Source organism: Nocardioides panacis, assembly GCF_019039255.1.
In the GTDB taxonomy this organism is placed as follows: domain Bacteria; phylum Actinomycetota; class Actinomycetes; order Propionibacteriales; family Nocardioidaceae; genus Nocardioides_B; species Nocardioides_B panacis.
This window is the reverse complement of sequence record NZ_CP077062.1, coordinates 1534194-1556602: the sequence shown is the minus strand read 5'-3', so window position 1 is coordinate 1556602 and position 22409 is coordinate 1534194. Positions and strand designations below refer to the sequence as shown.

20 protein-coding genes are annotated in these 22409 nt (G+C 72.2%); 7 read left to right on the top strand and 13 right to left on the bottom strand.

Annotated features, from left to right (window positions below):
* A complete protein-coding gene (locus KRR39_RS07490; protein WP_254185582.1) occupies positions 1-909 on the top strand; it encodes a COX15/CtaA family protein in 909 nt (302 codons plus the stop codon).
* On the opposite strand, the gene KRR39_RS07485 is transcribed toward KRR39_RS07490, so the two are convergent.
* From KRR39_RS07485 to KRR39_RS07470, 4 genes are all read right to left on the bottom strand, one after another.
* Entirely contained in the window at positions 854-2494 is a 1641-nt protein-coding gene (locus KRR39_RS07485) for a CBM96 family carbohydrate-binding protein (protein WP_216941429.1), read from the bottom strand. The two genes, KRR39_RS07490 and KRR39_RS07485, sit on opposite strands and share 56 nt — an antisense overlap.
* The gene (locus KRR39_RS07480; RefSeq protein WP_216941428.1) at positions 2491-3618 is read right to left on the bottom strand and encodes a hypothetical protein; all 1128 of its coding nucleotides are present in this window, start codon (positions 3616-3618) and stop codon (positions 2491-2493) included. Before KRR39_RS07480 ends, KRR39_RS07485 begins: the two co-directional genes overlap by 4 nt.
* A 79-nt stretch (positions 3619-3697) precedes the next feature.
* A complete protein-coding gene (gene mug, locus KRR39_RS07475) occupies positions 3698-4273 on the bottom strand; it encodes a G/U mismatch-specific DNA glycosylase (protein WP_216941427.1) in 576 nt (191 codons plus the stop codon).
* Between the two features lie 16 nt (positions 4274-4289).
* Complete coding sequence (locus KRR39_RS07470; RefSeq protein ID WP_216941426.1) at positions 4290-5231, bottom strand: heme o synthase; 942 nt, start codon at positions 5229-5231, stop codon at positions 4290-4292.
* Between the two features lie 202 nt (positions 5232-5433).
* Here KRR39_RS07470 and tkt point away from each other — a divergent pair, with 202 nt between their 5' ends.
* Genes tkt through pgl form a run of 6 tightly spaced genes read left to right on the top strand, consistent with a single transcriptional unit; the run spans position 5434 to position 13515 of the window.
* Positions 5434-7524 carry a transketolase gene (gene tkt / locus KRR39_RS07465; protein WP_216941425.1) on the top strand — a complete coding sequence of 697 codons (2091 nt, stop codon included), beginning with the start codon at positions 5434-5436 and terminating at the stop codon, positions 7522-7524.
* Between the two features lie 43 nt (positions 7525-7567).
* Complete coding sequence (gene tal / locus KRR39_RS07460; RefSeq protein WP_216941424.1) at positions 7568-8674, top strand: transaldolase; 1107 nt, start codon at positions 7568-7570, stop codon at positions 8672-8674.
* The gene (locus KRR39_RS07455; RefSeq protein ID WP_254185581.1) at positions 8671-10305 is read left to right on the top strand and encodes a glucose-6-phosphate isomerase; all 1635 of its coding nucleotides are present in this window, start codon (positions 8671-8673) and stop codon (positions 10303-10305) included. The genes tal and KRR39_RS07455 overlap by 4 nt, the downstream gene beginning before the upstream one ends.
* An 11-nt stretch (positions 10306-10316) precedes the next feature.
* Entirely contained in the window at positions 10317-11837 is a 1521-nt protein-coding gene (gene zwf / locus KRR39_RS07450) for a glucose-6-phosphate dehydrogenase (protein WP_254185580.1), read from the top strand.
* Positions 11834-12772 (top strand): glucose-6-phosphate dehydrogenase assembly protein OpcA, encoded by a 939-nt coding sequence (locus KRR39_RS07445; protein ID WP_216941422.1) that lies wholly within the window; start codon positions 11834-11836, stop codon positions 12770-12772. Before zwf ends, KRR39_RS07445 begins: the two co-directional genes overlap by 4 nt.
* Positions 12769-13515 (top strand): 6-phosphogluconolactonase, encoded by a 747-nt coding sequence (pgl, locus tag KRR39_RS07440; RefSeq protein WP_216941421.1) that lies wholly within the window; start codon positions 12769-12771, stop codon positions 13513-13515. The genes KRR39_RS07445 and pgl overlap by 4 nt, the downstream gene beginning before the upstream one ends.
* Here the strand turns inward: pgl and KRR39_RS07435 are convergent.
* The 9 genes from KRR39_RS07435 to uvrC form a co-directional block, all read right to left on the bottom strand.
* Complete coding sequence (locus KRR39_RS07435) at positions 13512-13874, bottom strand: RNA polymerase-binding protein RbpA (RefSeq protein ID WP_216941420.1); 363 nt, start codon at positions 13872-13874, stop codon at positions 13512-13514. The genes pgl and KRR39_RS07435 overlap by 4 nt on opposite strands.
* A 38-nt stretch (positions 13875-13912) precedes the next feature.
* Positions 13913-14149: a preprotein translocase subunit SecG gene (gene secG, locus KRR39_RS07430; RefSeq protein ID WP_216941419.1), complete on the bottom strand. Its 237-nt coding sequence runs from the start codon at positions 14147-14149 to the stop codon at positions 13913-13915.
* Positions 14150-14179: 30 nt separating this feature from the next.
* On the bottom strand, positions 14180-14977 hold the full coding sequence (tpiA, locus tag KRR39_RS07425; protein WP_254185578.1) for a triose-phosphate isomerase: 798 nt from the start codon (positions 14975-14977) through the stop codon (positions 14180-14182).
* A gap of 19 nt (positions 14978-14996) precedes the next feature.
* Complete coding sequence (locus KRR39_RS07420; protein ID WP_216941418.1) at positions 14997-16187, bottom strand: phosphoglycerate kinase; 1191 nt, start codon at positions 16185-16187, stop codon at positions 14997-14999.
* A 2-nt stretch (positions 16188-16189) separates the two neighbouring features.
* Entirely contained in the window at positions 16190-17194 is a 1005-nt protein-coding gene (gap, locus tag KRR39_RS07415; protein ID WP_216941417.1) for a type I glyceraldehyde-3-phosphate dehydrogenase, read from the bottom strand.
* Positions 17195-17310: 116 nt separating this feature from the next.
* A complete protein-coding gene (gene whiA / locus KRR39_RS07410) occupies positions 17311-18303 on the bottom strand; it encodes a DNA-binding protein WhiA (RefSeq protein ID WP_216941416.1) in 993 nt (330 codons plus the stop codon).
* Positions 18304-18381: 78 nt separating this feature from the next.
* Positions 18382-19350, bottom strand: a complete 969-nt coding sequence (locus KRR39_RS07405) for a gluconeogenesis factor YvcK family protein (RefSeq protein WP_216941415.1) — start codon at positions 19348-19350, stop codon at positions 18382-18384.
* Positions 19351-19352: 2 nt separating this feature from the next.
* The gene (gene rapZ, locus KRR39_RS07400) at positions 19353-20255 is read right to left on the bottom strand and encodes an RNase adapter RapZ (protein WP_216941414.1); all 903 of its coding nucleotides are present in this window, start codon (positions 20253-20255) and stop codon (positions 19353-19355) included.
* A complete protein-coding gene (uvrC, locus tag KRR39_RS07395; protein WP_216941413.1) occupies positions 20255-22246 on the bottom strand; it encodes an excinuclease ABC subunit UvrC in 1992 nt (663 codons plus the stop codon). The genes rapZ and uvrC overlap by 1 nt, the downstream gene beginning before the upstream one ends.
* Between the last annotated feature and the right edge of the window lie 163 nt (positions 22247-22409).

The following is a 22409-nucleotide window of genomic DNA, read 5'->3' as shown; positions in this document are numbered from 1 at the left end:
GTGACCCGATGGATGCGACCGGCGGCCGTGGCGTCGCTGGTGGTGAACGTGCTGATCGTCGTCACCGGCGGCGTCGTGCGGCTGACCGGCTCCGGGCTGGGCTGCCCCACCTGGCCGCGCTGCACGGACCGGTCGTTCGTGCCGCACCGGGCGCTCGGCATCCACAGCGCGATCGAGTTCGGCAACCGGATGCTCACCTTCGTGGTGGCCGCGGTGGCGATCGCGACCCTGGTGATCGCCTGGCGCTACGGTCGCCGCGCGGTCCGGAGGCTGGCGTTCCTGCTGGCCCTCGGGGTGCCCGCGCAGGCGGTCATCGGCGGCATCACCGTGCTGACCGACCTGAACCCCTGGATCGTGTCGTTCCACCTGCTGGTGTCCCTGGCGATGGTCGGGCTCTCGGTGGTGCTGATCCGCCGGCTCGACGAGGGCGACGGCCCGGCCCTGCCGCTGGTGCCCTCCGGCGTGGTCTGGCTGACCCGGGCGGTCTTCGTCACCGGCTGGGCGGTGCTGTACGTCGGCACCGTGGTGACCGGCAGCGGCCCGCACGCCGGCGACGTGCACGCCCCGCGCAACGGCCTCGACCCGCGCTCGCTGACCCAGCTGCACACCGACCTGGTGTTCCTGCTGGTCGGTCTGACGGTCGCCGCGGTGCTGGTGCTGCGGAGCGCGGACGCCCCCGCGGCCGTCCGCAGGGCCGCGACCGTGCTCCTCGTCGTCGAGCTCGCGCAGGGCCTGGTGGGCTTCGTGCAGTACTTCACCGACCTGCCCGTCGTGCTGGTCGCGGTGCACCTGCTCGGTGCCTCGCTGCTCTCGGCGGCGATGACCTGGCTGCTGGTCAGCGTCCGCGAGCGGGTCACTGCAGCGTCAGGACCAGCTTCGCCGGTGCGCCGGCCGACTCCCGTGAGTTGATGTAGAACGCGTCCCCACCGGGGCTGTCCAGCGCCAGCGACATCTGCCGGCCCAGCGAGCCCTGGACGAGGCTCGGCGGGATCTGCACGGTGTACGTCGTGTTCGGAGCGGTCCCGCTGACCGAACCGAGCGCCGCACCCACGGCGGGGCGGTTGGTGTAGGTCAGCGCGGCCTCCGTCCACGAGGTGTCCGCGACCGAGCGCACGGACGTGGTGTCCGGGGAGCCGCTCGACGTGCCGGTCGTGGTGGTGAAGCTGAGCGCCGCCCCCACGACGGTGCGGCCGGCGAGCGCGGAGAGGTCGTACTTCAGGTACGTCGTCTTCACCGGCGACCCGTCCACGTACAGCGCCGTCTCGGAGCCGTGCGTGGTCGTGGGCAGGTCGCTGCCGGTCCACGAGTCGGCCACCGGGAGCAGCGTCTGGGCGGGCCCGCCGGTCGCGGTGCTGGTCGCGGTGCTGGAGGCCGTCTGGGTCGCTGTCTGGGTGGCGGTCGCGGTCGACGTCGCGGTCGCCGTGCTGGTCGCGGTCGCCGTGCTGGTCGCGGTGGCCCCCGAACGGGTGATCGTGAACTGGTCGCTGTAGCTGCCGCCCGAGGCCCGCACGAAGGTGCCGGTGAGCGCCGTGCTCGAGACGTCCAGCTTCAGGAACCCGTAGGTCGGGTTGTTGTTGGTGCCCATGTAGCTCTGGAAGTAGGGCCCCTCGATCTTGTTGGGGTTCTCCTTGTTCAGCGAGCGGCCGCCGGAGCCGACCGTGGCCAGCACGGTCCCCCTGCCGCTGGCGTACGACGACGTGGGGCTCGCGTCCGCGACGCAGGCGGGGTTGAAGGCGCCGACCTTGATGGACGTGCACGAGGAGCTCAGCGCGAGCTGCTTGGACCGCGCGTAGCCATGGTCGTGGGCCTGCAGGTAGACGTCGACCTTCTTCTGGAACAGCAGGTTCATCAGGTCCGGGCTCGCCGCGCAGGGGAAGTCCACCAGGGACAGGCAGTACATGTGCATCGCGACGACGACGAACGGGATGCCGGCCGCCCGGGCGCTGTCGATGGCCGACGACACGAACGTGTAGCCCTGCGTGCCCGGCTTGTAGGACCAGTAGCTGCTGCCCTCGTTGAAGATGAGCTTCGGGGACACCACGATCGTGCGGACCAGCGGCTGGGACTGCGGGAAGTCGGAGTAGTACTGCCGGGGGTAGGACCCGCTCGCCGCGGTCCGGTCCGGCAGGCAGGAGGCGAAGTTCGACCAGATCCCGTCGGGGCCGTCCTGGTCCTCGTGGTTGCCGACGGTGAGCTGGTAGCGCATCGTCCCGGTGTGCGCGCTGATCAGGTTGCACCAGGCGGACTCGGGCGTCACCTGCGAGTAGGACATGTCGCCGAGGTTCACGAACGTGTCGACGCCGGCGGTGCGGGCCGCGTCGACGACCTTGGTGGTGGTGCTGTTCCCGCCGGTGTCACCGGCGAAGCCGAGGGAGACCGGCGCCGCCGCGGAGGCGGTGTCGGTGGTGCGCAGCAGCGCACCGGCGGAGGCCAGGACCAGGGCGAGGGCGAGGACGATCAGGACCGCCTCGAGCCGCCGGCGCCGCGCCGTCATCGGACGCACCTCCAGACGGTCGGGCGTCGGGTGCCGACGGCGTCGGCGGAGTAGCCCACGGCCCGGAGCGTGCGGCCGACGGTGACCGCGTCGATGGCGGTGCCGGCCACCGCGCGGGTGCCCCCGGCGCGTGGCAGCGGCAGGCCCTGGGCCCGGCCGCCGCGGAACACCACCGGAGCGTCGTAGGAGCCGCCGCCCGGAGCGGGGTCGGCGCTGGAGCCCACCGGGTCACCGGACGCGCCGGACATCGCCACGCTGTGCCGACCGCCGGCCAGCGTGCCGAGGTCGCGGGGCTGCCCGGCGCGGGCCCAGACCACCGCGTGCATCCCGCCGGAGCCCTGGGCGTCGCCGACCGGACGGCCCACGCCGTCGAAGCCGCGGACCTGGCCGTAGGAGCCGCGCAGCCCGGGCAGTCCGGTCGCCCGTCCCGCCTTCCACAGGACGGGTCGTCCGCCCTCGCCGACGGAGACCCCGCCCACCGTGCCGTCCGCGGCGATCGCCGCGGCGTGCGCGGCGCTGTCACCGGGCAGCGGCGGCAGCTCACGCGGGAGGGAGGTCACCCGCGGCCAGAACGCCGCCCGCTCGTCCTCATCGGCCCCGGGGCCGTCGGCGTGGTCCTCGTCGGCGACCAGGGCGCCCACGACGCGGCCGCGGTCGTCGATGGCCTCGGGCATCGCCACGTCCCCGTGGCGCACGGGCAGCAGGTGCACCCTTCCGGCGGACCACCACCAGCCCACCAGCTGCTGGCGGGCCTGGTCGAAGCCGGTGCCCACCACGACCCCCTGGCGGTTCACCCCGGTGGGCATCGCCGCGTCGAGACGGACGCCCAGCCGGACCGGGCGGCCCTGGCGCCAGAGCAGCGCCCGCGCCTGGCCGGTGCGGTCCTGGGCGATCCCGACCGAGAGGCCGTTGCCGCTGGTCGCCACGACCGTGCCGCCCCGGCCGCCGAGCGTGGGCAGCACGGTGGCCGTGCACCCGGCCGCGCTCGCCCGAGGCGCCGCACCGGGGTCGCGGCCGGCGTCCGGCCAGGCGGCGGCGGTGCCGACGATGACGGAGGCGCAGGCGACCGCCGTGCCGACGACCGCGAGCCGTCTGTGGGCATGGCCCTGCTGACCTAGCTGCATGGAGAACCCCCTGCGACCGCTACGTTCTACTCCGGGAAGAGAGACCCATCGTCACACCGGCCCCCCGGTCGTGACATGGCTAGAAATGCCCATGTTCGGCCCTACGGGGGGACCACGGCAGCAGACGGCTCCGGAGCCGCGCGAACTCCTCGCCCAGCGACTGTGCCGTGTGGTGCGCGTTGAGCCCGCTGGGGTTCGGGAGCACCCACACCCGGGTGCCGCCCACTGTGCCCTCCTGGGGTCCCACGACCGCCTTCCGGTCCGCGAACGCGGTGCGGTAGGCGGTCACGCCGACCACGGCCAGCCACTGCGGCTCGAGCGCCAGGACCTTCGCGCGCAGGACCGCTCCCCCGGCGACCACCTCGTCCCGGCCCAGCTCGTCGGCGCGCGCCGTGGCCCGCGGGGCGACGTTCGTGATGCCCAGCCCGAGGGTCAGCAGCTCCTGCTGCTCGTCGGGGCGGAACAGCCGCGGGGTGAACCCGGACGCGTGCAGCGCCTGCCAGAACCGGTTGCCCGGCCGGGCGAAGTGCAGCCCGGTCCACGCCGACAGCAGCCCCGGGTTGATCCCGCTGAACAGCACCCGCAGGCCCGGGCCGACCACGTCCGGCAGCAGCCGGTCGCGCGCCGACTCCAGCTCCGCGCGGGTCGGGCTCATCGTGCGGGCAGTCGCATCAGCGCAGCAGCAGGGGGTCGAGCGCGACCGCCACGAACAGCAGGGAGAGGTACATGTTCGACCAGTGGAACAACCGCATCGGCTTGAGGGCCACGACGTCGTCGGTGTCCCGCGAGCGGAGCAGCAGCAGGTGCGACTCGACCAGGAACGCGGCACCCAGGACGGCCGCGACCACCGGGTAGAACCAGCCCGTGCCCGCGACCGGCCAGAGCAGCAGGGAGGTCGCGACCATCACGTAGGAGTACGCCACGATCTGCTTCGCGACCACCTTGGCCCCGGCCTTGACCGGCAGCATCGGCACGTCGGCCGCGGCGTAGTCCTCGCGGTAGCGGATCGCCAGCGCCCAGAAGTGCGGCGGGGTCCAGAAGAACACCACCATGAACAGCACGACCGGCGCCCACGCCAGCTGGTTCGTCACGGCGGTCCAGCCGATCAGCGCCGGGAAGCAGCCCGCGGCACCGCCCCAGACGATGTTCTGGGTGGTGCGCCGCTTGAGGATCATCGTGTAGCCGACCACGTAGAAGACGTTGGCGGCGAGCGCCAGGCCGGCCGAGAGCCAGTTCACGAGCAGCCCGAGCCACAGCGTGGAGACCACGCCGAGCGCGAGGCCGAAGACGAGGGCGGCCCGGGTGCTGACCATGTGCCGGGGCAGGGCACGCCGCCGGGTCCGGCGCATCCGCTGGTCGATGTCCGCGTCGTACACGCAGTTCAGCGCGTTGGCGCTGCCGGCCGACAGGGTGCCGCCGAGGACGGTGGCGACCACCAGGCCCAGGGGCGGCACGCCGCGCTGCGCCAGGAACATCACCGGCACCGTGGTGAGCAGCAGCAGCTCGATGATCCGGGGCTTCATCAGCCCGACGTAGGCACCGAGCACGTCGCGCACAGAGGTCGGGCCGTCGGTCCGTGGAGGCGCGGACACCTGGGGGTCGACGGCGGTCAAGAGGAACCTCTGCTGGTCGGAGACTCTGGCAACGGCTCCGTCGGCACGCGTTTACGGCAACGCCCGACGGGCACCGGTGAGTCTAGTGCGCCGTGCCCTCGGGGCCGGCATCGGGCGACGGTGGGACGGTGTGCCACTGCTCACCCGGGCTGAGTAGGCTCGGGTCCGGTTGAACCACCCCGTGTTCTGAGAGGACCCGCTCGTGACCAAGCTCGATTGGACTGACCTGGACAAGCGCGCGGTGGACACCGCACGCGTGCTCGCGATGGACGCGGTGCAGAAGGTGGGCAACGGCCACCCCGGCACGGCGATGGCCCTCGCGCCGGTCGCCTACACGCTTTTCCAGAAGGCGATGCGGCACAACCCCGCCAACCCCGACTGGGTCGGGCGCGACCGGTTCGTCCTCTCGGCCGGGCACAGCAGCATCACGCTGTACACCGAGCTCTACCTCGCCGGCTTCGGCCTCGAGCTCGACGACCTGAAGGCGCTGCGCACCTGGGGCTCCAAGACCCCGGGCCACCCCGAGCACGGCCACACGGCCGGCGTCGAGACCACGACCGGCCCGCTGGGCCAGGGCGTCGGCAACGCGGTCGGCATGGCGATGGCGGCCCGCCGCGAGCGCGGCCTCCTCGACCCCGAGGCCCCCGCGGGCGAGAGCCCCTTCGACCACCACATCTACGCGATCTGCAGCGACGGGGACCTGGAGGAGGGCGTGTCGGCCGAGGCCTCCTCGATCGCCGGCACCCAGCAGCTCGGCAACCTGACGCTGATCTACGACGACAACGACATCTCCATCGAGGGCGACACCGACATCGCGTTCACCGAGGACGTGGCCGCGCGCTACGCTGCCTACGGCTGGGACGTGCACCGCATCGACTGGACCAACGGCGGCACCCGCTACGAGGAGAACGTCCAGGAGCTGTGGGACGCGCTCGAGAAGTCCCGCCGGGTCACCGACCGCCCGAGCTTCATCGCGCTCAAGACCGTCATCGCCTGGCCGGCCCCGAACGCCCAGGGCACCGGCAAGTCGCACGGGTCCGCGCTCGGCGAGGCCGAGGTGGCGGCCACCAAGAAGATTATGGGCTTCGACCCCGAGCAGACCTTCGAGGTCCCCGACGACGTCATCGCCCACACCCGCGGCGCCATCGAGCGCGGCAAGCGGGCCGAGGCGGAGTGGCAGGAGTCCTTCGACGCCTGGGCCGCCCGCTACCGGCAGCGCAAGGAGCTCTTCGACCGGATGCGCACCCGCACCCTTCCGGCCGGGTGGGAGAAGGCACTGCCCTCCTTCCCCGCCGACGAGAAGGGCGTCGCGACCCGCAAGGCGTCCGGCGAGGTGCTCACCGCGATCGCTCCCGAGCTCCCCGAGCTGTGGGGCGGCTCGGCCGACCTGGCCGAGTCCAACAACACCACCCCCAAGGGCCAGCCGTCCTTCATCCCCGCCGAGCTGTCCACCAAGGACTTCAGCGGCGACCAGTACGGCCGGGTGCTGCACTTCGGCATCCGCGAGCACGGCATGGGCTCGATCATGAACGGCATCGCCCTGCACGGCGGCACCCGCGTGTACGGCGGCACCTTCCTGACGTTCTCCGACTACATGCGAGGCGCCGTCCGGCTCGCCGCGCTGATGCAGCTGCCGGTCACCTACGTCTGGACCCACGACTCCATCGGTCTCGGCGAGGACGGCCCGACCCACCAGCCGGTCGAGCAGCTCACGGCCCTCCGCGCGATCCCGGGCCTGGACGTCGTACGCCCGGCGGACGCCAACGAGACCGTCGCGGCCTGGAAGACGATCCTGGAGAACACCGGCAACCCCGCCGGCCTGATCCTGACCCGGCAGAACGTGCCGACCTACCCGCGCGGCACCGACGGGTTCGCGCCCGCCGACGAGGTGTCCCGCGGCGGCTACGTGCTGCTCGACGCCGAGGGCGGCGCGCCCGACGTGGTCCTGATGGGCTCCGGCTCCGAGGTCCAGCTCGCGGTGCAGGCGCGCACGATGCTGGCCGAGAAGGGCATCCGCGCCCGGGTCGTCTCGATGCCCTGCCGCGAGTGGTTCGACCGCCAGGAGCAGTCCTACCGCGACACCGTGCTGCCCCCCATCGTCAAGGCGCGCGTGAGCGTCGAGGCGGGCATCGCGATGAGCTGGCGCGACCTGGTCGGCTCCACCGGCCGCTGCGTCTCCCTCGAGCACTACGGGGCGTCGGCCGACTTCGAGACGATCTACCGCGAGTTCGGAATCACCGCCGAGGCCGTGGCGTTGGCCGCAGAGGGCAGCATCACCGACTCACAGGGCTGAACCGCCCCACCACCCACCATCCGTTACACCCGGGAGGAATCCGATGTCCGAACGACTCAAGGCTCTTGCTGACGCAGGGGTATCCATCTGGCTCGACGACCTGTCGCGCGAGCGCATCGAGACGGGGAACCTCGCCGACCTGGTGAAGAACAGCTCGGTCGTCGGCGTCACCACCAACCCGACGATCTTCGCCACCGCCCTCGCCGACGGCGAGCGGTACGACGCGCAGGTCCGCGAGCTCGCGCAGGCCGGCAAGGACGAGGCCGAGACGATCTTCGCGATCACCACGACCGACGTCCGCGACGCCTGCGACGTGCTCAAGGACACCTTCGACGCCACCGGCGGCGTCGACGGCCGCGTGTCGATCGAGGTCTCCCCCGGCCTGGCGCACGACGAGGCGGCCACCATCGCCTCGGCCAAGGAGCTGTGGGCTGAGGTGGGCCGGGACAACCTGTTCATCAAGATCCCGGCCACCACCGAGGGTGCCCCGGCGATCAGCGACGTGCTGGGCGAGGGCATCAGCGTCAACGTCACGCTGATCTTCGGCCTCGACCGCTACGACGCGGTGATGGACGCCTACCTCGAGGGCCTCGAGAAGGCCAAGGCCAACGGCAAGGACCTCTCCAAGATCCACTCGGTCGCCTCGTTCTTCGTGTCCCGCGTGGACACCGAGATCGACAAGCGGCTCGAGGCCTCGGGCGACCCGCAGGCCGCGAACCTGCTGGGCCTCGCGGGCATCGCCAACGCGCGGCTCGCCTACCAGGCCTACGAGAAGAAGTTCGCCGGTGAGCGCTTCGCGGCCCTCGCCGCCGACGGCGCCAACACGCAGCGGCCGCTGTGGGCGTCGACCGGCGTGAAGAACCCGGACTACCGCGACACGATGTACGTCACCGACCTGGTGGCCCCGAACACCGTGAACACCATGCCCGAGAAGACCCTGCAGGCCTTCGCCGACCACGGCGAGGTCGCGGGCGACCAGGTCACCACGAAGTACGCCGAGGCGCAGCAGGTCATGGACGACCTGGCCAAGGTCGGCGTCGACTACGACGACGTGATCGAGACCCTCGAGCGCGAGGGCGTGCAGAAGTTCGTGGCCTCGTGGGACGAGCTCGTCGCCACGGTCAAGGGGCAGCTGGGGTCGCAGAAGTGAGCGAGACCCTCGAGGTGTCGGCCACCGGTGCCGCGGCGGAGGCGATCCGCACGCACGTGCCGGTGCTCGTCGCCGACGGGTTCGCCGGAAGACTGTTCGCCAAGGACGCGACGCTGTGGGGCCCCGAGGCCGAGGAGGAGTCCGCGAAGCGGCTCTCCTGGGTCGGCCTCCCCCGCACGTCGCGGCACCTCGTCGGCGAGGTCTCGGCGCTGCGCAGCGAGCTGCAGGAGGACGGCGTCGACCACGTCGTGCTCTGCGGCATGGGCGGCTCGTCGCTCGCGCCGGAGGTGATCTGCGCGTCGTACGGCGTGGAGCTCACCGTGCTGGACTCCAGCAGCCCGGACCAGGTCCGCGCGGCACTCACCGACCGGCTCGACCGCACCGTGGTCGTGGCGTCGTCCAAGTCGGGCTCCACGGTGGAGACCGACTCGCAGCGCCGCGCGTTCGAGCAGGCGTTCACCGACGCCGGCATCGACCCCGCCGGCCGCCTCGTGATCGTCACCGACCCGGGCAGCCCGCTGGACCGGCAGTCCCGCGAGGCCGGTTACCGGGTCGTCAACGCCGACCCCGACGTGGGCGGCCGCTACAGCGCGCTGACCGCGTTCGGCCTGGTCCCCAGCGGCCTCGCCGGTGCGGACATCGGCCGGCTGCTCGACGAGGCCGAGGCGGTCTCCGACCTGCTGGCCGACGACGACGAGGCCAACCCGGGCCTGCGGCTCGGCGCGGCGATGGCCGGCACCGAGCCGCTGCGCAACAAGCTCGTGCTGGTCGACCAAGGCTCCGGGCTGCCCGGGTTCGCCGACTGGGCCGAGCAGCTGATCGCGGAGAGCACCGGCAAGCAGGGCACCGGCGTGCTGCCGGTGGTCGTGCCCGACGACTCCGCCCCCGAGGTCGCGCTGCCCCCGCACGACGTCACCGTCGCCCACCTCGTCGGCGACGAGGACGGCCCCGACGAGACGGCGCCCGGTGACCACGACGGCACCGGCAGCGACGTCTCGGTGACCGGCCCGCTCGGCGCGCAGATCCTGCTGTGGGAGGTCGCTACGGCCGCCGCGGGCCGGATCCTCGGGATCAACCCGTTCGACCAGCCCGACGTGGAGAGCGCCAAGATCGCGGCCCGCTCGATGCTCGAGGGCAGCCCGGACAGCACCCCGCCCGCGTTCACCGACGGTCCCGTCGAGGTCCGTGCGCTCGGTGGGGACTGGCTCGGCGACGCCGGCACCCTGCCCGACGCAGTCGCCGCGCTGCTCGCGCAGGTCGACCCCCAGCAGGGCTACGTCGCGGTGATGGCCTACCTCGACCGGCTCGAGCAGGCCGAGCTCGCCGACGTCCGCAACACCCTCGCCCACCGGGTACGCCGCCCCGTCACGTTCGGCTGGGGGCCCCGCTTCCTGCACTCCACGGGACAGTTCCACAAGGGCGGACCGGCCGAGGGCGTCTACCTGCAGATCACCGCCGACCCGACCGAGGACCTCGCCGTGCCCGGCAAGGAGTACACCTTCGGACGGCTGATCGCCTCCCAGGCCGCCGGCGACGCCAGCGTGCTCGCCGACCACGGCCGCCCCGTGCTCCGGCTGCACCTGACCGACCTCGGGGCCGGCGTGGCCGCCGTACGAGCGGCTCTGCAGTGACGGCCGAGCACGTGGGAGGCAACCCGCTGCGCGACCCCCAGGACCGGCGGCTCCCCCGGATCGCCGGCCCCTGCGGGCTCGTGCTGTTCGGCGTGACCGGCGACCTGTCGCGCAAGAAGGTGATGCCGGCGATCTACGACCTGGCCAGCCGCGGGCTGCTGCCGCCGGGGTTCTCCCTGGTCGGCTACGCCCGGCGCGACTGGGCCGACGAGGACTTCGCCCAGGTCGTGCACGACTCGGTCAAGCAGTACGCCCGGACCGAGTTCCGCGAGGAGGTGTGGGAGCAGCTCGCCGAGGGCTTCCGCTTCGTGCAGGGCGACTTCAGCGACGACGTCGCGTTCGACACCCTGCGCCAGACGATCCTGGACCTGGACCGGGTGCGCGGGACGCGCGGCAACCATGCGTTCTACCTCTCGATCCCGCCGAAGTTCTTCCCCGACGTGATCGGCCAGCTCAAGGAGCACGGGCTCGCCGACCCCGGCCGCGACAGCTGGCGGCGGGTCGTCGTGGAGAAGCCCTTCGGCTCGGACCTGAAGAGCGCCCAGGCGCTGAACGCCACCATCCACGAGGTGTTCCCGCCGGAGTCGGTGTTCCGCATCGACCACTACCTCGGCAAGGAGACGGTGCAGAACATCCTGGCGATGCGGTTCGCCAACGCGATGTTCGAGCCGATCTGGAACTCCAACTACGTCGATCACGTGCAGATCACGATGGCCGAGGACATCGGCATCGGTGGCCGCGCCGGCTACTACGACGGCATCGGCGCCGCCCGCGACGTGATCCAGAACCACCTGCTGCAGCTGATGGCTCTGATCGCGATGGAGGAGCCGACCTCGTTCGAGGCGGACAACCTCCGGCTGGAGAAGCAGAAGGTGCTGTCCTCCGTCGTGCTCCCCCGCCGCCTGGACCTGCACACCGCCCGCGGCCAGTACCTCGAGGGCTGGGCCGGCGGCGAGAAGGTGATCGGCTACAAGCAGGAGCAGGACATCCCGCAGGACTCGACCACCGAGACCTTCGCGGCGATCAAGCTGGAGATCGAGAACCGGCGCTGGGCCGGCGTGCCGTTCTACCTCCGGCACGGCAAGCGCCTGGGCCGCCGGGTCACCGAGGTGGCCGTGGTCTTCAAGCGCGCGCCGCACCTGCCGTTCACCGAGACCGCGACCGAGGAGCTCACCCAGAACGCGCTGGTCATCCGGGTGCAGCCCGACGAGGGCATCACGATCCGCTTCGGCTCCAAGGTGCCCGGCAGCGCGATGGAGATCCGCGACGTCAACATGGACTTCGCGTACGGCGGCTCGTTCACCGAGTCCTCGCCCGAGGCCTACGAGCGGCTGATCCTCGACGTGCTGCTCGGCGACCCGCCGCTGTTCCCCCAGCACGTGGAGGTCGAGCTGTCCTGGAAGATCCTCGACCCGATCGTGCAGTACTGGGCCAAGCACGGTCAGCCCGACACCTACGACTCGGGCACCTGGGGTCCGGAGTCCGCGGACAAGATGCTGGCCCGCGACGGACGGACCTGGAGGCGGCCATGATCGAGCTCATCGACACCAACGCCAGCGCCATCGCCGCGGAGTTCGTCCGGTCCCGGCGCCGCTCGGGCAGCCCCGCGATGGGGATGATCATGACCCTGGTGATCGTCGCCGACAAGGCGGACGCGGACGAGGCGCTCGCCGCGGCCCGGTCGGCGTCGCGCGAGCACCCGGCGCGCATCCTGGTCGTCGTCTTCGGGGACAGGCGGGGCGCCGGCCAGGTCGACGCGCAGGTCGGCATCGGGTCCGGCGTCTCCGGCGAGCGGGCCGTGCTGCGGCTCTCCGGCGAGGTCACCCGGCACGCCGAGTCCGTCGTCCTCCCGCTGCTCCTCCCCGACTCGCCCGTCGTGGTCTGGTGGCCGGGCCGGGCCCCCGCGGACCCCTCATCCGACCCGCTGGGCCGCCTCGGCACCCGCCGGATCACCGACGCCGCCTCGGTGCCGAGCAGCAAGGCCCAGGCCATGCTCACCCAGTGCTCCAGCTACGCGCCGGGCAACACCGACCTGGCCTGGACCCGGATCACCGGCTGGCGCGCGCTGCTCGCCTCGGCCCTGGACCAGAACCCGGGCAAGGTGCTGTCCGCGTCGGTGACGGCGGAGCGGGTCAGCCCCAGCGCGGACCTGCTCTCCGCGTGGCTCGGGGACCGGCTCAAGTGCGAGGTCTCCCGGCAGAACTCGGCCGGGCCCGGCATCACCGCGGTGGTGCTGCGCACCAAGCTGGGCGACATCTCGGTGACCCGCACCGACGGGCGGCTGGCCACGCTGTCCTCCCCCAACGCTCCCGACCGTCCGGTCGCCCTCAAGCGCCGCGACCTCGACGAGCTGCTGTCGGAGGAGCTCCGCCGGCTCGACCCGGACGACGTGTACGCCGCGACCGTGGAAGCGGATGGCCAGGACCGGCAGCCGTGCGGCGCCGAAACCGAAGAAGGACTGACATGACCGACCCCGAGATCGAGACCTTCCCGTCCCCCGACGCCCTGGCGGCGGCGGTCGCCGGCCGGCTGGTGGTGCGGCTCGCCGCGATCCAGGCGGCCGGCCGGACCCCGTCGATCGCGCTCACCGGCGGCACCGTGGCGGTGAAGATCCACCAGGCCGTGGTCACCGCGACCGAGGGCCACGAGGACGTCGACTGGGGCAACGTGGACATCTGGTGGGGCGACGAGCGCTACCTCCCCGAGGAGGACCCGGAGCGCAACGCAGGGCAGGCGTGGGACGCGATGCTCTCGCACCTCGACGTGTCGCCCGGCCGGGTGCACGAGATGCCCGCCTCCGACGGTCCGCACGACAGCGTCCAGGAGGCCGCGGAGGCGTACGGCGAGACCCTCCGCAGCCGCGGCGGTGAGGGGTTCGACGTGGTGATGCTCGGCCTCGGTCCGGACGGCCACGTGGCGTCGCTGTTCCCGGGGTCCGCCCAGCTCGACGTGCGCGACGCGGTCGCGGTGGCGGTCACCGACTCCCCCAAGCCTCCGCCCGAGCGGGTCAGCCTGACGTTCGGTGCGCTGAACCGCACCGCCGAGGTGTGGTTCGTGGTGACCGGCACCGGCAAGGCGGGTGCGGTCGCGCAGGCGCTCGCGACCGGCGACGACGCGGCGGACGTGCACGACCTCCCCGCCGTCGGGGTGCACGGCCGGGACGCGACCGTGTGGTTCCTCGACGAGGAAGCCGCCTCGAAGCTCGGCTAGAAGATGATCTCGCCGCGCTTGCGGCGCGCACGCAGGGTCTGCAGCGCCTCGTCGAGGATGTCCTCGGCCTCCTTGTCGGAGCGGCGCTCCTTCACGTAGGCCAGGTGCGTCTTGTAGGGCTCGATCTTCGGCGCCGGCGGCGGGTTGTCCGAGTCCAGGCTCGCCGGGAGGCCGCAGCGCGGGCAGTCCCACGAGTCGGGGATCTGCGCCTCGATGGCGAAGGTGATCACGGACTCGTGCTCGTGCGAGCAGAAGTAGACGACGCGCTGCCGGGCGGCGGCCTCGCCGCGCTCGGCCTCGCCCATCGGTCCCGCGCCGACCCGGCTTCCCCGGATGGCGTTTCCTCCACCTGATGCCACTCTTGGTGCTCCTGTCGCGAAGTGCGTGGGTCGGGCGGTCAGCCCTGGGTCTTGAGCAGCAGCCCGAGCGCGACGATGCAGGCGAACCAGATGACGCCGGCACCGATCGTGATGCGGTCGAGGTTGCGCTCGGCCACCGAGGATCCCCCGAGCCCGCTGGACACCCCACCGCCGAACATGTCGGAGAGCCCACCGCCCCTGCCCTTGTGCAGGAGGACGAGCAGGATCAGCAGGAGGCTGGTCGCGATGAGCAGCACGGTGAAGGTGATAACCACGGTGGGAAAGCCTAACTCACAGGGGGACGGTCAGATCACGGGCATGTCGTAAAACCGGCAGATGCCGCCGAACTCGTCGGGCTGCAGGCTCGCGCCGCCGACGAGCGCGCCGTCGACGTCGGTCTTCTCCATGATGCCGGCGACGTTCGCGGCCTTCACCGAACCGCCGTACAGGATGCGCACGGCGGCGGCGGCGTCCTCGGACCAGGCCTCGGCGACCCGGCCGCGGAGGGCGGCGCAGACCTCCTGCGCGTCGTCCGGGGTGGCGACCTCGCCGGTGCCGATGGCCCAGACCGGCTCGTAGGCCACCACCAGGGCGCCCACCTGCTCGGCGCTCAGGCCGGCCAGCGAGCCGTCGAGCTGGGCCAGGGTGTGCTCGACGTGCCGGCCCTCCTGGCGGACCTCGAGGCCCTCGCCGACGCACACGATCGGCGTGATGCCGGCCGCGATCGCCTTCCCGGCCTTGGCGCTGACGGTCGCGTCGGACTCGGCGTGGTGCTCGCGCCGCTCGGAGTGGCCGACCACGACGTAGGAGCAGCCCAGCTTGGCGAGCATCCCCGCGGAGATGTCCCCGGTGTAGGCGCCGTTGTCGTGCGGGGAGACGTCCTGCGCGCCGTACCGGATCTCCAGGCGGTCGCCGTCGACGAGCGTCTGCACGCTGCGCAGGTCGGTGAACGGCGGCAGCACGGCCACCTCCACCTTGCGGTAGTCGTGCTTCTTGTCCGAGAGCGTCCACGCGAGCTTCTGGACCAGGACGACGGCCTCCTGGTGGTTGAGGTTCATCTTCCAGTTGCCCGCCATCAGCGGGACGCGGTTGTGCTTGGGCATGCAGGTCCTTCGGTCGAGGTCAGTCGGAGAGTACGTCGATGCCGGGCAGGTGCTTGCCCTCGAGGTACTCCAGGCTGGCTCCACCACCCGTCGAGATGTGCCCGAAGGCGGCCTCGTCGAAGCCGAGCCGGCGCACCGCGGCGGCCGAGTCGCCCCCGCCGACCACCGAGAGGCCGTCGACCCGGGTGAGCGCCTCGGCGACCGCCCGGGTGCCCTCGGCGAAGGCGTCGAACTCGAACACGCCCATCGGGCCGTTCCAGAACACCGTCTTCGCGTCGGCGAGCGCCGCGGCGAAGGCCCGGCCCGAGTCCGGCCCGATGTCGAGCCCGAGCTGGTCGGCCGGGATCTTGTCGGCGGCGACGACCGTGGCCGGGGAGTCCGCGCTGAACTCCGGTGCCACCACGATGTCGGTGGGCAGCAGGATCTGCACGCCGGACTCCTCGGCCCGCCGCAGGTAGCTGCGGCAGGTGTCGAGCTGGTCCTCCTCGAGCAGGCTCCTGCCGACCTCGTGGCCCTGGGCCTTGAGGAAGGTGAACACCATGCCGCCGCCGATCAGCAGCTTGTCGGCCTTGCCGAGCAGGTTGTCGATGACCCCGAGCTTGTCGGAGACCTTCGAGCCGCCGAGCACCACGACGTAGGGCCGCTCCGGGGTCTCGGTGAGCCGGCGGAGCACCTCGATCTCGGTGGCGACCAGCGCACCCATGGCGTGCGGCAGGCGCTGGGCGACGTCGTACACCGAGGCCTGCTTGCGGTGCACCACCCCGAAGCCGTCGCTGACGAAGACGTCGGCGAGCGCGGCGAGCTGGTCCGCGAACGCACCCCGAACGGCGTCGTCCTTGCTGGTCTCGCCCTCGTTGAACCGGACGTTCTCCAGCACCGCGACCCCGCCGTCCTCGAGCGCGTCGACCGTGGAACGGGCGGACTCGCCGACCGTGTCCTCGGCGAACGCCACCTCGGTGCCGAGCAGCTCACCGAGCCGGGCGGCCACCGGGCGCAGCGAGTACTGCGGGTCCGGGGCGCCCTTGGGCCGGCCGAGGTGCGCGGTCACCACGACCCGCGCACCGGCCTCCGAGAGGGCGCGGATCGTGGGCACGCTGGCCCGGATCCGGCCGTCGTCGGTGATCCGGCCGTCCTCGAGCGGGACGTTGAGGTCGGAGCGGACGAGGACCCGCTTGCCGCGGAGGTCCCCCAGGTCGTCGATCCCGGTCATCCTCAGAGGCTCGCGCCGACGTACACGATCAGGTCGGCGAGGCGGTTGGAGTAGCCCCACTCGTTGTCGTACCAGCCGACGACCTTCACCTGGTTGCCGAGGACCTTGGTCAGGCCGGCGTCGAAGATGCACGAGTGCGGGTCGGTGACGATGTCGGCCGACACGATCGGGTCCTCGGTGTACTTCAGGATGCCCTTGAGGTCGCCCTCGGCGGCGGCCTTGACCGCGGCGTTGACCTCCTCGGCCGTCACCTCGCGGCCGGCCTCGAAGGTGAGGTCCGTGGCGGAGCCGGTCGGGATCGGCACGCGCAGGGCGTAGCCGTCGAGCTTGCCCTTGAGCTCGGGCATGACCAGGCCGATCGCCTTGGCGGCCCCGGTCGAGGTCGGCACGATGTTCAGGGCCGCGGCGCGGGCCCGGCGCAGGTCCTTGTGCGGGGCGTCCTGGAGGTTCTGGTCCTGGGTGTAGGCGTGGATCGTGGTCATCAGGCCCTTGGTGATCCCGAACTCGTCGTGCAGCACCTTGGCCATCGGGCCGAGGCAGTTCGTCGTGCACGAGGCGTTGGAGATGATGTGGTGCGAGGCCGCGTCGTACGACGTGTGGTTCACGCCCATCACGATCGTGACGTCCTCGTTGGAGGCCGGCGCGGAGATGATCACCTTCTTGGCGCCACCGTCGAGGTGCGCCTTGGCCTTGGTGGCGTCGGTGAAGAAGCCGGTGGACTCCACGACGACGTCGACGCCGAGGTCCTTCCACGGCAGGTCGGCCGGGTCCTTCTCGGCGAGGATCTTCAGGGTCGTGTCGCCCACCCGGATGCCGCCGTCGACCACCGACACCTCGGCCGGGTAACGGCCCAGGATCGAGTCGTACTTCAGCAGGTGCGCCATGGTCTTGAGGTCGCCGAGGTCGTTGGCCGCGACGATCTCGATGTCGGCGCCGGAAGCTTGCACGGCGCGGAAGAAGTTGCGGCCGATCCGGCCGAATCCGTTGATGCCCACGCGAACGGTCACGGGATGGTCTCCTCGTTTGCAGTCAGGGTCGAGACGCCTGGGTGAAAGGCGTCACGCCGACCCTACCGGGTGCCGAGGGACCCGCTGAACGCTCCGTCCGAGGTACGTGCGGGTAACTACGCCTCTTCGACGTCGGCGAGCATGTCGGGAGTCAGGCTGGCCTCGGTGTCCGGGATGCCGAGGTCCTGGGCGCGCTTGTCGGCCATCGCCAGCAGCCGGCGGATGCGGCCCGCGACGGCGTCCTTGGTGAGCGGGGGGACGTGCAGCGCGCCGAGCTCCTCCAGCGAGGCCTGCTTGTGCTCCAGGCGCAGGTCGCCGGCCATCTTCAGGTGGTCCGGGACCTCCTCGGCGAGGATCTCCAGGGCCCGCTCCACGCGGGCACCGGCGGCGACGGCGGCCCGGGCCGAGCGGCGCAGGTTGGCGTCGTCGAAGTTCGCGAGCCGGTTGGCGGTGGCCCGCACCTCGCGGCGCATCCGGCGCTCCTCCCAGGCCATCAGGGACTCGTGCGCCCCGAGCCGGGTGAGCAGCGCGCCGATGGCGTCGCCGTCACGGATCACCACGCGGTCGACCCCGCGCACCTCACGGGCCTTGGCCGAGATGCCGAGCCGGCGGGCCGCGCCGACCAGCGCGAGCGCGGCCTCGGGACCGGGGCAGGTGACCTCCAGCGCGGAGGAGCGACCGGGCTCGGTGAGCGAGCCGTGGGCCAGGAACGCCCCGCGCCACGCGGCGACCGCGTCGCAGCCGGCGCCGGAGACCACCTGGGGCGGCAGGCCCCGCACGGGACGGCCGCGACCGTCGAGCAGCCCGGTCTGACGCGCGAGCGCCTCGCCGTCCCGGACGACCCGGACGACGTACCGGCTGCCCTTGCGGATGCCGTTGCCCGACACCATCACGACGTCGGAGGGGTGGCCGTAGATCTCGGCGATGTCGCGGCGCAGCCGACGGGCAGCGGCGCCGGTGTCCAGCTCGGCCTCCACCACGATCCGGCCGCTCACGATGTGCAGTCCGCCGGCGAACCTCAGCATCGAGGAGACCTCCGACTTGCGGCAACAGGCCTTGGTCACCTGCGTGCTGGCCAGCTCCGCCTTCACCTGTGCCGTCATCGCCATGCGTCCGATCCTGCCACGTCGTCGACCTTCCCCGAAGTCCGCCTCACACCGTCTGCGCGGGCTGGACCGGGGGCAACCTTATGCCTGTCCGAGAAAGCCCGCATAGGCATCGGCCAGCTTGACAGGGTCGTGACGCGGGGTGCCGTCCCCGACGGCGAGGTCGGCGACCACCAGACGGGCGCCCAACGACCGCGCCACCGCCTCGAGCTGGTCGTGGTCGACCACCGAGCCCTGGTCGGCGAGCACCACGTCGAGGCGCAGGTCGGGGGCGTGCTCGGCGAGCACCTCAAGGTGCGTCTCGGGCGAGAACCCGTCGGTCTCCCCCGCCTGGGGCTCCAGGTTGAGGGTCACCACCTTGCGCGCCGTGGAGCCCACCAGGGCCCGGCGGAGCTCCGGCAGCAGGAGGTGCGGGATCACGCTGGTGAACCAGGAGCCCGGGCCGAGCACCACCCAGTCCGCGTCGTGGATCGCCGCGATCGCCTCGACGCAGGCCGGCGGGTCGGCGGGCTCAAGGTGCACCTCGGTGACCTGGCCGTCGGTGGAGGCGACCTGGACCTGGCCGCGGACGGTGGTGAGCGCGTCGCGGTCGGCCGGGTCGGCCCCGCGGACCTGCGCGACGATGTCGAGCGGGGTCACCGCCATCGGCAGCACCCGGCCCTGGGCGCCCAGCAGCCGGCCGACCCAGTCCAGCGCGCCGACGTGGTCGCCGAGCAGCTGCCACAGCGTGACGATCAGCAGGTTGCCGACCGCGTGGTTGTCCATCTCGCCGTCGCTGGCGAACCGGTGCTGGAGCACCCGGGCCCAGGTGCGGCCCCAGTCGTCGTCGCCGCACAGCGCCGAGAGGGCCTGCCGCAGGTCGCCGGGGGGCAGCACGCCGAACTCGCGGCGCAGCCGGCCCGACGACCCGCCGTTGTCGGCGACCGTGACGACCGCCGTGAGGTCCTTGACGACGTGCCGCAGCGCGGCCAGGGACGCGGACAGGCCGTGCCCGCCCCCGAGGGCAACGACCCGGAGGTCCAGGGCGTCGCCCTGCGCGGCCTGGGACATCGTCACTCCCGTCCCAGGTCGCGGTGCATCGCCCGCGCGTCCATGCCCGCGGCGGACAGCCGGTCGGCGATCTCCTCGGTCATCGCGACGCTGCGGTGCTTGCCGCCGGTGCAGCCGACCGCGACCGTCATGAACCGCTTGCCCTCGACGAGGTAGCCCTCGGCGACGGTCTGCAGCAGCGGGACGTACTGGTCCAGGAACTCCTGGGCGCCCTTGCGCTCCAGGACGTAGGCGGCCACCGAGGCGTCGCGCCCCGAGAGCGGACGCAGCTCGGGCACCCAGTGCGGGTTGGGCAGGAAGCGCATGTCGGCGACCAGGTCGGCGTCGACCGGGATGCCGTACTTGAAGCCGAAGCTGACGATCGTCGCCTTGAGCGAGGTGGTCTGCTCGGTGCCGAAGGCCCGCGCCACCTTGTCGGTGAGCTGGTGCACGTTGAGTCCGGTGGTGTCGATCACCAGGTCGGCGTCGGCGCGCAGGTCGTCGAGCGCGGTGCGCTCGCGCCGCAGGCCGTCGAGCAGCCGGCCGCCCTCCTGCAGCGGGTGCGGCCGGCGCGCGGCCTCCTGGCGGCGCACCAGCACGTCGTCGGTGGCCTCGAGGAACAGCAGCGTCGTGCGCCGGCCGGTGGAGCCGCGCGCGATGACCTCCTGCAGCCCGGCGAAGAACGACCCGGAGCGTACGTCGACCACGACGGCCACCGGCTGGAGCGGGCCGCGGGTCTCGTCGACCAGCCGGACCACGTCGGCGACCAGCTGCGGCGGCAGGTTGTCGACCACGAAGTAGCCGAGGTCCTCGAGCTCCTTGGCGGCGGTGCTGCGGCCGGCACCGGTCATCCCGGTGACCACCACCACCTCGCCCCGGTGGTCGGGGTCCTCGACCAGCCTCCCGGACGCGTCGACGTCTGCCATCAGGACTCCTCGATCTCTCCGGTCGCGGTGTTCACGCTCACCGCCGCGCGGCCCTTGGTCTCGGCCAGCGCGGACGCGATCGCCTCGGCGGTCCGGGCCCCGATGCCCGGAACCTCCGCGATCTCCTCCACTGTGGCAGCCCGGAGCTTCTTCAGCGAGCCGAACCGCTTGAGGAGGCTCTTGCGGCGCACCTCGCCCAGGCCCGGCACGTCGTCGAGCACGCTCTCGACCATGGTCTTGGACCGGCGGGAGCGGTGGTGGGTGATCGCGAAGCGGTGCGCCTCGTCGCGGATCCGCTGGAGGAGGTAGAGGCCCTCGCTGGTCCGCGGCAGGATCACCGGGTCCTCCTGGCTGGGCAGCCAGACCTCCTCGAGACGCTTCGCGAGGCCGCACACGGGCACGTCGTCGATGCCGAGCTCGTCGAGCGCGCGCTGCGCGGCGGCCACCTGCGGCGGGCCGCCGTCCACGACCACGAGGCCCGGGACGTAGGCGAACTTCTTCGGCCGGCCGGTGTCGGGGTCGATCAGCAGCGGGCCGTCCTGCGGGTCGTCCGCCGTGCCCTGGTCCCCCGCGAGCTCCCCGCTCTCCACCCGCTCGTCGAGCAGCCGGCGGAACCGCCGGGTGATCACCTCGTGCATCGAGGCGACGTCGTTCTGCCCCTCGACGCCCTTGATCACGAAGCGGCGGTACTCGCTCTTGCGGGCCAGCCCGTCCTCGAACACCACCATCGAGGCGACCACCTCGGTGCCCTGCAGGTTCGAGATGTCGTAGCACTCCACGCGCAGCGGCGCCGTCGGCAGGTCGAGGGCCAGCTGGATCTCCTCCAGGGCCCGGTTGCGGGTGGTCAGGTCGCTGGCCCGCTTGGTCTTGTGCAGGCCGAGTGCCTGGAGCGCGTTGCGGCCGACGGTCTCCTGCAGCGCCTTCTTGTCGCCGCGCTGCGGGACCTTGAGGGAGACCCGTGCGCCACCGCGGAGGTCGCTGAGCCAGTCCTCCAGGGCCGGGGTGTCCTCGGGGAGCGCGGGGACCAGCACCTCGCGCGGGATCGAGTCGCCGAGCTCCCCGTCGTACAGCTGGAGGAGGAAGCGCTCGACCAGGCCGGCGGTGTCGGCGTCGTCGACCTTGTCGGCCACCCAGCCGCGCTGCCCGCGGATCCGGCCGCCGCGCACGTAGAAGATCTGCACCGCGACCTCGAGCGGGTCCTCGGCCAGCGCGACCACGTCGGCGTCCGTGCCGTCCCCGAGGACCACCTGCTGCTTCTCCATCGCGCGGTTCAGGGCGCCGATGTCGTCGCGGAGCCGGGCGGCCTTCTCGTAGTCCTGGGCGGTGGAGGCGGCGTACATCTCCTTCTCCAGGCGCTTGACGAAGCCGGCGGTCTGGCCGCCCATGAAGTCGCAGAAGTCGTCGACGATCGCGCGGTGCTCCTCCGGGCTCACCCGGCCGACGCAGGGCGCGGAGCACTTGCCGATGTAGCCGAGCAGGCAGGGCCGGCCGATCTGCTCGGACCGCTTGAACACCCCGTTGCTGCACGAGCGCATCGGGAACACCCGGAGCAGCAGGTCGACGGTCTCCCGGATCGCCCAGGCGTGCGAGTAGGGACCGAAGTAGCGGACGCCGCGCTTCTTGGCGCCGCGGCCGACCATCACCCGGGGGTACTCCTCGTTGAGGGTCACCGCCAGCCAGGGGTAGGACTTGTCGTCGCGGTACTTCACGTTGAAGCGCGGGTCGTACTCCTTGATCCAGGAGTACTCCAGCTGGAGCGCCTCGACCTCGGTGTTGACCACGGTCCACTCGACGCTGGCCGCGCTGGTCACCATGGTGGCGGTGCGCGGGTGCAGGTTGACGATGTCCTGGAAGTACGACGTGAGCCGCGAGCGCAGGTTCTTCGCCTTGCCGACGTAGACCACGCGGCGGTTCTCGTCCCGGAACCGGTAGACCCCCGGAGAGGTGGGGATGGACCCGGGAGCCGGGCGGTACGTCGACGGGTCGGCCACGTCCCAAGCCTACGGGCGAGACCCGACACCCGACCGGGCGGGCGAAACCTGGTCATCTGTGGGGATGGGCGCCCCCGCCGGCCCGGTCTACGGTGGAGCCGATCGTCTCGCCACCGCTCAGGGGGGAGCCATGAACACCGACGTCCGCGTCGTGCCCGTCATC

Excerpts from the sequence above, each read along its gene's own strand:
- KRR39_RS07485 (WP_216941429.1), bottom strand. The coding sequence starts at position 2,494 with ATGACGGCGCGGCGCCGGCGGCTCGAGGCGGTCCTGATCGTCCTCGCC.
- KRR39_RS07480 (WP_216941428.1), bottom strand. The coding sequence starts at position 3,618 with ATGCAGCTAGGTCAGCAGGGCCATGCCCACAGACGGCTCGCGGTCGTC.
- mug (WP_216941427.1), bottom strand. The coding sequence starts at position 4,273 with ATGAGCCCGACCCGCGCGGAGCTGGAGTCGGCGCGCGACCGGCTGCTG.
- tal (WP_216941424.1), top strand. The coding sequence starts at position 7,568 with ATGTCCGAACGACTCAAGGCTCTTGCTGACGCAGGGGTATCCATCTGG.
- KRR39_RS07445 (WP_216941422.1), top strand. The coding sequence starts at position 11,834 with ATGATCGAGCTCATCGACACCAACGCCAGCGCCATCGCCGCGGAGTTC.
- pgl (WP_216941421.1), top strand. The coding sequence starts at position 12,769 with ATGACCGACCCCGAGATCGAGACCTTCCCGTCCCCCGACGCCCTGGCG.
- tpiA (WP_254185578.1), bottom strand. The coding sequence starts at position 14,977 with ATGCCCAAGCACAACCGCGTCCCGCTGATGGCGGGCAACTGGAAGATG.
- KRR39_RS07420 (WP_216941418.1), bottom strand. The coding sequence starts at position 16,187 with ATGACCGGGATCGACGACCTGGGGGACCTCCGCGGCAAGCGGGTCCTC.
- whiA (WP_216941416.1), bottom strand. The coding sequence starts at position 18,303 with ATGGCGATGACGGCACAGGTGAAGGCGGAGCTGGCCAGCACGCAGGTG.
- KRR39_RS07405 (WP_216941415.1), bottom strand. The coding sequence starts at position 19,350 with ATGTCCCAGGCCGCGCAGGGCGACGCCCTGGACCTCCGGGTCGTTGCC.
- rapZ (WP_216941414.1), bottom strand. The coding sequence starts at position 20,255 with ATGGCAGACGTCGACGCGTCCGGGAGGCTGGTCGAGGACCCCGACCAC.